The organism is Mycobacterium kyorinense (genome assembly GCF_001672775.1).
Classification (GTDB): Bacteria; Actinomycetota; Actinomycetes; order Mycobacteriales; family Mycobacteriaceae; genus Mycobacterium; species Mycobacterium kyorinense_A.
Genome location: NZ_LZKJ01000073.1, coordinates 1 through 530, shown reverse-complemented (window position 1 = coordinate 530; position 530 = coordinate 1). Strand labels below are relative to the sequence as shown.

The 530-nt window shown below is 61.9% G+C and carries 2 protein-coding genes; both read right to left on the bottom strand.

The features are described from left to right. Positions 1-129: 129 nt before the first annotated feature. Positions 130-321, bottom strand: coding sequence for a ferredoxin (locus A5707_RS07480; protein WP_082969180.1), 192 nt, complete (start codon positions 319-321; stop codon positions 130-132). Then, positions 318-530 (bottom strand): cytochrome P450 (locus A5707_RS07475; protein WP_156657663.1); only part of this gene is annotated, 213 nt, incomplete at its 5' end. The genes A5707_RS07475 and A5707_RS07480, both read right to left, overlap by 4 nt.

Below are 530 nucleotides of genomic sequence, written 5' to 3'. Positions count from 1 at the left end.
GCTGCCAGCCGCTGACCGGCCGCTTGGTTTTCGGCCCGCGACGCCGCCACCATGCATTCCAGCAGGTCAGCACCTTCATCGAACATGCGTTCGATTATGCCACATCCCGGCGACAAGTCGGGGTGATGACTACTCCGTGAGCGAGAGCGCCTGACGCGGACACTGGCGGATAGCCTGCCGCACGTCCTCCTCCGTCTCCGGCGTGACGTCCGGCTTGAGAATTCTCAGCACGTCGTCGTCGCCGAGATCGAAGACTTCCGGATTGATGCCCATGCAGACACCGTTGCTTTCGCACAATCCGTAGTCGACTTCTACTTTCACCGAATCACCTTCACCGGAACGTTCTGCCAGCCCGCGACGTTTTGCATGTGGACGCGTTGCAGGCCATCCCAATTCACTTCGTAGCGGGGCATGAAGTCCAGCAGCTTCTCCAGCGCGATCCGGCTTTCCATGCGGGCCAACGCCGCGCCGAGGCAACTGTGAATCCCGTAGCCGAATCCCAGGTTCTGCGCTTCGGCGCGGTCGCGGTC